Source organism: Streptococcus sp. SCPM-O-B-23252 (M501) (genome assembly GCF_058200355.1).
Genome location: NZ_JBYQGS010000015.1, coordinates 1 through 205, shown reverse-complemented (window position 1 = coordinate 205; position 205 = coordinate 1). Strand labels below are relative to the sequence as shown.

Here is a 205-nt window from a genome sequence, read left to right as displayed (position 1 = left end):
AAGGTTGAGTCTAGTGGAAACTAGGCTCATTTGGGAGTTTAGCTTAGTTGGAATTGAGAGGCAATCGAGATTCCAATCGGCGGATAAGAGAAACGCAGTTTCTCACCGTTGGCTGAGTTAAACGACCATTTGGGAGTTTAGCTCAGCTGGGAGAGCATCTGCCTTACAAGCAGAGGGTCAGCGGTTCGATCCCGTTAACTCCCAT

The 205-nt window shown here is 48.3% G+C and carries 1 tRNA gene; it reads left to right on the top strand.

What is annotated here, in order from left to right:
• Nucleotides 1-131: 131 nt before the first annotated feature.
• Nucleotides 132-204 (top strand) — tRNA-Val (locus AC3E6G_RS09520).
• Nucleotide 205 lies beyond the last annotated feature (1 nt).